Origin of the sequence: Streptomyces sp. NPDC016469 (assembly GCF_040632905.1) — a bacterium.
Taxonomy (GTDB): Bacteria; Actinomycetota; Actinomycetes; order Streptomycetales; family Streptomycetaceae; genus Streptomyces.
Genome location: NZ_JBEYCQ010000066.1, coordinates 1 through 10,441, shown reverse-complemented (window position 1 = coordinate 10,441; position 10,441 = coordinate 1). Strand labels below are relative to the sequence as shown.

The window sequence follows — 10,441 nt, the reverse complement described above, 5'->3', positions numbered from 1 at the left end:
CCTGACCATCGGTCTCCAGGAGACCTTCGAAGCCGCCGATGCCGTGACCGCGCTCGCGGTGCCGTCACTGCGCCGGGACGAAGGCGGCCTGGAACAGTTCCTGCTCTCCGCCGGCCAGGCATGGGCCCACGGCGTCCCCGTCGACTGGACCACAGCCCTCCCCGAACCCCAGAAGCCGCTCGACCTCCCCACCTACCCCTTCCAACGCGCCCGCTACTGGCTCGAGTCCGCCCCCGCCAACGGCGACGTGTCCACCGCCGGTCTCACCGCCACCACGCACCCCCTTCTCGGAGCGGCCGTGGCCGTGGCCGGGTCGGAGACGGTGCTGTTCACCGGCCGGCTGTCCCTCGCCACGCAGCCGTGGCTCGCCGACCACACGGTCGCCGGCACGGTCCTGCTGCCCGGCGCGGCCTTTGCCGACCTCGCCCTGTTCGCCGCGGCCCAGTGCGACGCGGGCGTCGTCAACGACCTGGTGCTGCACGCCCCGCTCGCCCTCCCGGCGACCGGAGCCGTGCAGATCCAGCTCACCGTCCAGAGCCCGGATCCCTCCGGCCGCCGCGAACTCTCCGTCCACGCCCGCCCCGAGACCTCCTCCGACGCCGACGCCGCCGAGTGGACCCTGCACGCCCAAGGCCTCCTCGCTGCCGAGGCGCCCGCTCACCCGGCATCCGCGGGCTCCGACTGGCCTCCGGCCGGCGCCACTCCGGTGGACCTCGCCGACGCTTACGGGCGGCTCGCCGACCAGGGATACGAGTACGGTCCCGCCTTCCAGGGCCTGACCGCTCTGTGGCGGAGCGGTGGAACGCTGTACGCCGAGGTCGAACTCGCCCCCGGCACCACCCCCGCCGGGTACGCCCTGCACCCGGCGCTCCTCGACTCGGCCCTGCACCCGCTGGTCGTGACCGCCCTGGCCGAGGCCGGCGACGAGGGCCTGCGGCTGCGCGTCCCGTACTCCTGGACGGGGCTGACGGCACCCGCCACCGCGCCGGCGGCGCTGCGGGTGACGCTCGACCTGACCGGGGACGACACCGTCCGGCTGCTCCTCACCGACACCTCGGGTGCTCCTCTCGGCGGTGTCGACACGCTCACCGTGCGGGCCATCGACCAAGCTGCCCTCGCCGCGCTGCGCACCGACCGGCTGCCGCTGCACCATGTGCGCTGGGAGCCTGTCGAGCTGCCCGTCGCCGAGAGTGCCTCCGACCGGGCCGTGTGGCTCGGCGCCGATCCGGCGGGGCTTCGCGGCGCGCTCGGCATCGCCCAGGAGGCGTATGACGACATACGGGTTCTCGCGGCGGCCGTCGCCGGGGGCGGCACCGCGCCGGATTACATCCTGACGGCCCCGCCTGCCGACGCGGATCCGGGCACGGCCGTGTACCGGCTGCTGGAACTCGTCCAGTACTGGCTCGCCGAAGACGGCCTGGGCGGGAGCACCCTCGTCCTCCTCAGCCGCGGAGCCACTGACGGGACGGACCCGGTGGCGGCGGCCATGTGGGGGCTGCTCAGGGTCGTCGGCTCCGAGAACCCGGGCCGCGTCGTCCTGATCGACACGGGCGCGGACACGGGCACGGGCACCGGCACCGCACGCGGCACGCTGTCCGCCCTGGCCGCGGGGGAGCCCGAACTGCTCCTGAGCGGCGGTGCGGCGGCCCGCCCGCGGATCGCCCCGATCCGTCCGGAGCAGGCTGACGCAGCCATCCGGTTCGCCCCTGGGGGCACGGTCCTGATCACCGGCGGCACCGGTGCGCTCGGCGCGCTCTTCGCCCGCCACCTGGTCACCACGTACGGAGTCCGCCACCTGCTGCTCGCCGGCCGGCGCGGAGCACAAGCACCCGGGGCCGACACCCTGCGGGCCGAACTCGAAGCCCTCGGCGCGACCGTCACCCTGGCCGCCTGCGACACCTCCGACCGGGACGCGCTCACCGCACTCCTGTCCACCGTCCCCACTGCCCATCCACTCACCGCGGTGGTCCACACCGCGGGCGCCCTCGACGACGGCATCGTGCAGGGGCTGACCCACGAACGCTTCGCGGCGGTGTGGCGGCCCAAGGCCGACGCCGCACGCCACCTGCACGAGCTGACCGCCGACCTGGAACTGGACGCCTTCGTCCTCTTCTCCTCGCTCGCCGGCCAAGCGGGCAACGCCGGCCAGGCCAACTACGCGGCCGCCAACGCCTACCTCGACGCCCTCGCCGAGCAGCGCCGCACCCAGGGGCTGCCCGCGGTCTCCCTGGTGTGGGGCCTGTGGGGCGAGACCTCGGGCGAAGGCACCGGGCTGGCCACCCGCCTCGACGCGGCGGGCCTGGCCCGGGCCGGACGCGGCGGCCTGCTGCCGCTGTCCGCCGCCGAAGGGCTCGGTCTGTTCGACGCGGCGCTCGCCGCGCCGGCCCCGGTACCGGTCGTGGCCCGCTTCGACGCGGCGGCGCTGCGCGCCCAGGCCGAGGCGGACACCCTGCCGGACCGGCTGCGCGGCCTGGCCCGTACGCCCGTCCGCCGCGGCGCCGGTGCCCAGCCCTCGGCCGGGACGAAGCTCACCGACCGGCTGGCCGGCCTGGCCCGGCCCGAACAGGAGGGAATCGTCCGGGAGCTGGTCCGTACGACCATCGCGGTCGTGCTCGGCCACGCGGACACGGCCCGGATCGAGGACGACCTCTCCTTCAAGTCCCTCGGCTTCGACTCACTGACCGCCGTCGAACTGCGCAACCGGCTCGGCGCGGCCACCGGCCTCGCCCTGCCCTCCACCCTCGTCTTCGACCACCCGAACCCCCGCGAACTCGCCGAGTACGTCCACAAGCTGGCCGAACCCGCCATCGACAGGCAGCCCGTACTCGCCGACCTCGACCGGCTCGAGGCCTCCCTCGTGGGCCTGGCCGCCGATGCCGGTGGCGACGACCTGCGCCGCACTGTCGCGGCCCGGCTGGAAGAGCTGCTGGCCGGCTGGGCGGCGGCGGACGGCGCGGCGCCCCCGAACGGCGCCGCCGACATCGAGTCCGCCTCCGCGTCGGAGCTCCTCGACCTGATCGACCAGGAGTTCGGCGGGAGCTTGTAGCTCCCGAGTCCGTGTCCGGCCGCAGCACCCGAACCGACCGCCCCTTCACCACAGAACGGAACCGGAATCCCATGACCAGCCTCAGCACGTGGAAAGAGCTCATCTCCGGCGACACCGACGAGGTCGTCCTCGCCGTCGACTTCGACGCGACGGGCCGCGGCGAGGCCCGTTTCAGCGACTTCGTCCCGCTCCTCGGAACCGGCTTCACCGTCTGGGAGACCCTTCCCGCAGCCGTGGCCTCCCGCCCCGATCTGCCCGCCGACGCGTACGTCAAGCAGTGGGTCGACGAGGTCCGCACCAGCGGCAAGCGGGTCAAGGCCGTCCTCGCGTTCTGCGCGGGCAGCGTCTACGCGGCCGCCATCGCAGAGGAGGTCGAGAAGTGGCAGGGCTCCTTCCCGCAGACGATCCTCTTCGACCCGGAGCGGGCCGCGGCCGCCAGCATGTACTGGCAGTTCCACAAGGCCGTCGGCCAGATGGAACCCGCCGTCGGCGCCGCCGAGGTCGGCCGCGTCCAGGACTCGGCGCAGCGCGCCCAGGAGACCTGCGTGAGCCTCGGCGACCTCGCCCGCCGGCTCCTCCTGCTCTACCACTCCCTCGCCCAGACGGCCTGCGACAAGCTCGGCCTGGACGACCGGCGCCGTGCGGAGATGACGGAGACCGCGGGCGCGTTCCTCACCTACCTCTCGACCGCCGAGCAGATCGAACCGGCGGCCGCCTGGCTGCGCTCCACGGCCATCACCTCCGCCACCGCGACCAGCGGACTCAACGGGTTCCGCCTGCTCAACCCGGACCACAAGGCCGCCCTCGTCGCGGACGAGCTCCGCTTCGACACCCCGCACGTGGAGCTGCTCAGCAGTCCCGTGGTCGCCCGGGCCGTCACCGAGCTCCTGCTCGCTTCCTGACCCCGCGCGCACGGCCGGCCGTACTCCCTCTCCCAGGTCACAGACAGGAATCCGGAATGCTCACCTCAGCCCAGACCCCGGGGAACGGCCCGGCCCACGCCGTCCTCACGGCGGCCAGCCGCAAGGAGCAGGCGCTGTGGCTGCTCGAAAAGCTCGTCCCCTCCGGTGCCGTCAACAACCTCTCGGTCGTCTTCACCACCGAGGAGCCGCTCGGGGAGTGGGAGCTGCAGCAGACCCTGGACGCCCTGGTCCGGAGGCACCCGGCGCTGCGCACGGTTTTCCACGGTACGGACGGCGGACTCGTCAAGCAGACCGTCCCGGCCGACCGGTTCGCCGCCACCGTCAGCACCATGCCGGTCGGGGCCGGCGGCACCGACGCGGCGGTGGCCGCGCTCGTCGCCCGGCCCTTCACGTTCGACGGGCAGCCGCTGCTGCGCGCCGGGCACCTCCAGGGCCCGGAGGGGGACGTCTTCTGCCTGGTCGTCCACCACATCGTCTTCGACACCGTCTCCGCCGCGATCCTGCTCGACGAGTTCACCCGGGTCTACGAGGCCGTCGCCGCCGGCCTCGACCTGCCCGAGGACCTCGCCGCCCCCCAGCCGGCCCTCGCCACCGCCGCCCCCACCGACGAGAGCCTCGCCTACTGGCGCGAGCACCTGAGGGACTTCGACCCGTCGGCTCTCGGACTGGACTGCGGCACCGAGGACCGGCCCGACCCCACGCTGACCGGCGACTCGGTCCTGCACACCCTGTCCGCCGAGGCCCACGAGGCCGTCCGCCGCCTCCAGCGGGAGGTACGGGCCCCCGAAGCCGTCGTCCTCCTCGCCGCCTACTACCTGCTGCTCGCACGCCACGGCGCCGGGCCCGACCTCGTGGTCGGCTCGCCCGCCAACGTCCGCCCCGCCGACGCCGCCGGAACCGTCGGCTACCACGTCAACACCCTCCCCCTGCGCGCCCGGGTCGACATGGACGCCGGCTTCCGGACCCTCGCCGCCGAGGCCCGGGAAGCCTTCTTCGGCGCCATCACCCACGCCGACGTGCCGGTGGACGTGCTGCTTCCGGAGATCGAGCACACCGGCGCGACCTGGCGCAACACCGTCTTCCGGCACCTGTTCAACTACGTGCCCAACGCCGGGCTGACCAGCTTCGCCATCGACGGCGTCCCCGCCCGGCGGCTGCTCGTCGAGAACGGCTACAGCAAGTTCGACCTGGAGTTCTTCTTCCTCGCCTCGCCCGAGGAGATCCGCATCCGCGGCGTCTTCTACACCGAGGTCCTCTCCCGCGACGACACCGAATTCCTGCTGGAACGCTACGACGCCCTGCTCGTCGCCCTGGGACAGGACCCCGACCGCCCGCTCGGCGAACTGCCCCTGCACGGTCCGCGGGACCGGGCCGTCATCGACGCCGCCAACGCCACCGGCACCGAGGTCGCACCCGCCACCCTGCTGGAGGCCGTCGCCGCCACGGTCGCCGCCCGTCCCGGCGCCGTCGCCGTCGAGGACGGCGAACACACCACGACCTACCAGCAGCTGTGGGACACCGCGCTCGCCGACCGGGACCTGCTGCGCGCCGCCGGAGCCCGCCCCGGCGACATCGTCGCGCTCGCCGCCCGGCGCGGCCCGCAGCTCGCCGCCGCCGTCCTCGGAGCCTGGCTGGCGGGCACCGCCTACCTCGCCCTGGACCCCGACCACCCGGCCCAGCGCACCGCCTACCTGCTGGAGGACTCCGGCGCCGCCGTGGTGCTCGCCGCACCCGGCATCGACGTGGCCGCCGGGTCCGCCGTAAGCGTGGAACCCATGGCGGCCGTGGCCCCCGCCACGCCGTCGCAGGACAGGGACCGGACCGTCGACGAACCGGTGGACCTCCCCGGCCCCGACGCCACCGCCTTCCTCATCTACACCTCGGGCTCCACCGGCAAGCCCAAGGGCACCGTCATCACCCACCGGGGCGCCGCCAACGTCATCCATCACTTCCGCCACGAACTGAGCGCCGGTGCCGCCGATGTGACGCTGTGGCTGACCACCTTCACCTTCGACATCTCCGCCCTGGAACTCTTCCTCCCTCTCGTCACCGGCGGCCGGATCGCCGTCGCCCCCGAGGCGGCCCGCAGCGACGGCCAGGCCCTCCTGGAGGTCCTCGAACGCCACGACGTCGGCATCATCCAGGCCACCCCCACCACCTGGCGGCTCATCGCGGACAAGGCGGGCCACCGGCTGGCCGGCCGGCACGGCGTCACCGGCGGCGAACCGATGCCGCCCGCGCTCGCCCGCCGCATCACCGCCGCCGGCTGCGTCCTGCGCAACGCCTACGCACCCTCCGAGACCACCATCTACTCCACCTGTGGCACCGTCCCCGACGGCGCCACCGCCATCGACATCGGCCGCCCCATGAACAACACCCGGGCCTTCATCACCGACCGGGACGGGCGCGAACTTCCCGTCGGCGTCCGCGGCGAACTGTGCGTCGCCGGCGCCGGGGTCGCCCTCGGCTACCACGGCCGCCCCGACCTGACCGCGGAGCGCTTCGCCACCCACCCCGAACACGGCCGCTACTACCGCACCGGCGACCTCGCCTGCTGGCTCCCCGACGGGCGCCTCGCCCTGCACGGCCGGGCCGACCGCCAGGTCAAGCTGCGCGGCAACCGCATCGAACTCGGCGAGGTGGAAGCCGTACTCCTGGAACACCCGCAGGTGCGCGGAGCGGCCGTCGTCGTCGACGAGGACGCCCCCGGCGGTCCGCTGCTCGTCGCCTTCGTGGAGCCCGCCCAGGACACCGGCCCTGCGCCCCTCGCCGACCTGCTGTGGGAACACGCCCGGGCCGGCCTGCCCGGCGCCGCCGTCCCTCAGGAATTCCTGGCCGTCGACACGTTCCCGACCACCGTCAGCCAGAAGACCGACTACCTGGCCCTCAAACGCCTCGCCGGCCGGCTCCGTAGCGAACGCGGCACGGACACCGGCGGCACTCCCCACCAGGGTGACGAGCTCACCGTCGCGCTCATCGCCCTCTGGCAGCAGCTCCTGGAACGCACGGACGTCGACGCCGACGCCAACTTCTTCGCGCACGGGGGCCACTCGCTGCTCGGCGCCCAGCTCGTCCAACGGGTCGAGGACTCCACCGGAACGACCCTCGCCATGGCCGACCTGTACGCCGACCCGACGCCTGCCCGGCTCGCGGCACGCATCCGCAAGACGAACAACCAGTGACGCACCACCCACAAGGGGAGGGGGAGACATGACGACCGCGACCGGCGAAGACGCCAGGCTGCTCGACTACCTCAAGCGGATGACGATCGATCTGCGCGAGGCCCGGCAGCACATCAGGGAGCTGGAGGACCGGCATCACGAGCCCATCGCCGTCGTCGGCATGGCCTGCGCCTACCCGGGGGGCGTCGCCGGGCCCGAGGACCTGTGGGAGCTGGTCGCCTCCGGCACCGACGCCGTTGGGGACTTTCCGGCCGACCGCGGCTGGGACCTCGACGCCCTCTACGACCCCGACCCCGAGACCCCCGGCACCTGCTACACGCGCCACGGCGGCTTCCTGCCCGAAGCCGCCTCCTTCGACGCCGGGCTCTTCGGGATCACCCCCAAGGAAGCCCTCACCATCGACCCCCAGCAGCGCCTGCTGCTCGAACACGCCTGGGCGGCCGTCGAACAGGCGGGCATCGACCCCCGGTCCCTGCGCGGCAGCCGCACCGGAGTCTTCGTCGGCGTCATGTACAACGACTACGGCGCACGGCTGAACCCCGCCCCCGAGGGCTTCGAGGGCTACATCGGCAGCGGCAGCGCCGCCAGCGTCGCCTCCGGCCGCATCTCGTACACCCTCGGCCTGCACGGTCCCGCCCTCACCGTGGACACGGCCTGCTCCTCCTCCCTGGTCTCCCTGCACCTCGCCGTCCAGTCGCTGCGCCGCGGCGAATGCGCCGCGGCCCTCGCGGGCGGCGTCACGGTCATGGCCACCCCCACCGTCTTCACCGAGTTCGCCCGCCAGCGCGGGCTGAGCACGGACGGCCGCTGCCGGTCCTTCTCCGCCGAGGCCGACGGCACCGGCTGGGCCGAGGGCGTCGGCGTCCTCTACCTCGAACGCCTCTCCGACGCCCGGAAGGCCGGGCACCCCGTCCTCGCCGTCATCCGGGGCAGCGCCGTCAACCAGGACGGCGCCAGCAACGGCCTCACCGCCCCCAACGGCCCCGCACAGGAGCGGGTCATCCAGGAGGCCCTGGCCGACGCCCGGCTCACCCCCGGCGAGGTCGACGCCGTCGAGGCCCACGGCACCGCCACCACCCTCGGCGACCCCGTCGAGGGCCGGGCCATCCAGGCCGCCTACAGCCCCGGACGCGAGCCCGGCCGCCCGCTGCGCCTGGGTTCCCTCAAGTCCAACATCGGTCACAGCCAGGCCGCCGCGGGCGTCGGCGGCGTCATCAAGACCGTCATGGCCCTGCGCCACCAGCTCCTGCCGCGCACTCTGCACGCCGAGAACCCGACCCCCCACATCGACTGGAGCTCCGGCAGCGTCGCCCTGCTCCAGGAACCCGTCGCCTGGCCGCGCGACCCGGCGCGTCCGCGCCGCGCCGGAGTCTCCTCCTTCGGCATCAGCGGCACCAACGCCCATGTGATCGTGGAGGAGGCCCCGCAGGAAGACGTACGCCCCGCCGTACGCGACACCGCCGTCGCCTGGCCGCTCGCCGCCCGGACCCCCAAGGCGCTGCGCGACCAGGCCGCCCGCCTCGCCGCGCACCTGCACCGCACCCCCACCGCCACCGTCGACGTCGCCCACACCCTGGCCACCGGGCGCACCCCCTTCGCCCACAGGGCCGTGGTCGTCGGCAGCGAGCCCGCCCAGCTGATCCAGGGCCTGGAGAAGCTCGCCCGCGGCGCCGGTGCCGCCGGCCTCACCAAGGGCGCCCCGGAGCCGGCCGCGAAGGCACCACTGGCCGTGGTGTTCTCCGGGCAGGGCTCCCAGCGGCCCGGGATGGGCGGCGAGCTGTACGCCCGCTTCCCCGCGTTCACCCAGGCCTTCGACAAGGTCTGCGCGGAGCTCGACCGCCACCTCGACATCCCCCTGCGTACGGTGCTGCTCGGCGAGGACCCGGCGGTCGACGGCGAGCTCGTCCACCAGACCGCTTACACCCAGGCGGGCATTTTCGCCGTCGAGGTGGCCCTGTACCGCCTGCTCGAACACTTCGGCGTCACCCCCGACTTCGTCTCCGGCCACTCCGTCGGCGAGCTCGCGGCCGCCCATGTCGCCGGCGTCTGGTCGCTGTCCGACGCGGCGGCCCTCGTCGCCGCCCGCGGCCGCCTCATGCAGGCCCAGCCCGGCGGCGGCGCCATGATGGCCGTCGAGGCGACCGCCGCCGAGGCGGAACCGCTTTTCGCGGGCCGGGAGCACGAGGTCTCCCTCGCCGCCGAGAACGGCCCCTCCTCCGTGGTGCTCTCCGGTGACCCCGAAGCCGTACGGGAGATCGGCGCCGTCTTCACCACGCAGGGCCGCCGCACCAAGCTGCTCAAGGTCAGCCACGCCTTTCACTCCCCGCACATGGACGGGATGCTCGCCGAGTTCGAGACCGTGGCCAAGCAGCTCATCTACCACCGGCCGGGCATCCCCGTCGTCTCCAACCTCACCGGGGACGTCGCCGGGGACGAACTCCTCACCCCCGGCTACTGGGTCGACCACGTCCGCCGCCCCGTCCGCTTCGCCTCCGGCATCCGCCGGCAGGCCGAACTGGGCGTCGCCACCTTCCTGGAGGCCGGCCCGGACAGCGTCCTGACCTCGATGATCACCGAGATCCTCGCGGACACCCCCGACGGCGCCCGGGCCGGCGTCATCGCCCTGGCCCGCCGCGACCAGGACGAGCCCTTCGCCTTCCTGGCCGCCCTGGCCCGCCTGCACGTCGGAGGCCGCTCCGTGCACTGGCCGGCCGCGACGGCCGGCTCCGCCCCCCGTACGGTCGCCCTGCCCCCGTACGCCTTCCAGCACCGCCGGTACTGGCTCGACGAGGTCGCGCCCCGGGCCACCGCCGATCCCGGGCGAGCCCGCACCGACACCGCTGTGCGGGTGCCCGTGGACGAGGCGCCCGAGGACAGCGCGCCGTCCACCGCGGCCCGCCTGGCGGCGACCCCGGCGGCGGACCGCCCCGCGCTCATCCTGGCCGCCGTACTGGAGGTCGCCGCCGAGGTGATGGGCCTCGACTCACCGTCCGAGGTGAGCGTCGAGACCCCGCTGCTGGAACTGGGCTTCACCTCCCTGATGGCGGTCGATCTGCGGAACAAGGTCATGGAGTCGACCGGCGTCGACCTGCCCGCCACGGTCGTCTACGACCACCCCACTTTCGAAGCGCTGGCGAGCTATGTGGACTCGCTCATGAACACGGATCGAGGCTGAACCAGATGAACGAGTCCATGGCCATTGCTGTTGTCGGTATGTCGTGTCGTTTTCCGGGTGCTGAGGGTGGGCCGGGGGAGTTTTGGGAGGGGTTGGTCGGTGGGTTCGATGCGGT

General features: G+C 73.9%; 5 protein-coding genes. All 5 read left to right on the top strand.

The window, feature by feature from the left end:
• A partial coding sequence (locus tag ABZ565_RS34915) for an SDR family NAD(P)-dependent oxidoreductase (protein ID WP_361036254.1) occupies nucleotides 1–3,046 on the top strand: 3,046 nt, incomplete at its 5' end.
• Nucleotides 3,047–3,117: 71 nt separating this feature from the next.
• Nucleotides 3,118–3,948 (top strand): hypothetical protein, encoded by an 831-nt coding sequence (locus ABZ565_RS34910; protein WP_361036251.1) that lies wholly within the window; start codon nucleotides 3,118–3,120, stop codon nucleotides 3,946–3,948.
• Nucleotides 3,949–4,004: 56 nt separating this feature from the next.
• On the top strand, nucleotides 4,005–7,151 hold the full coding sequence (locus ABZ565_RS34905) for an amino acid adenylation domain-containing protein (RefSeq protein WP_361036248.1): 3,147 nt from the start codon (nucleotides 4,005–4,007) through the stop codon (nucleotides 7,149–7,151).
• A 28-nt stretch (nucleotides 7,152–7,179) separates the two neighbouring features.
• On the top strand, nucleotides 7,180–10,326 hold the full coding sequence (locus ABZ565_RS34900) for a beta-ketoacyl synthase N-terminal-like domain-containing protein (RefSeq protein ID WP_361036245.1): 3,147 nt from the start codon (nucleotides 7,180–7,182) through the stop codon (nucleotides 10,324–10,326).
• 5 nt (nucleotides 10,327–10,331) lie between these two features.
• Nucleotides 10,332–10,441, top strand: a 110-nt coding sequence (locus ABZ565_RS34895) for a beta-ketoacyl synthase N-terminal-like domain-containing protein (protein ID WP_360467756.1), incomplete at its 3' end; no start/stop codon positions are given.

Bases quoted from the DNA above. Each gene is read 5' to 3' on its own strand.
- ABZ565_RS34910 (WP_361036251.1), top strand. From the start codon at position 3,118: ATGACCAGCCTCAGCACGTGGAAAGAGCTCATCTCCGGCGACACCGAC.
- ABZ565_RS34905 (WP_361036248.1), top strand. From the start codon at position 4,005: ATGCTCACCTCAGCCCAGACCCCGGGGAACGGCCCGGCCCACGCCGTC.
- ABZ565_RS34900 (WP_361036245.1), top strand. From the start codon at position 7,180: ATGACGACCGCGACCGGCGAAGACGCCAGGCTGCTCGACTACCTCAAG.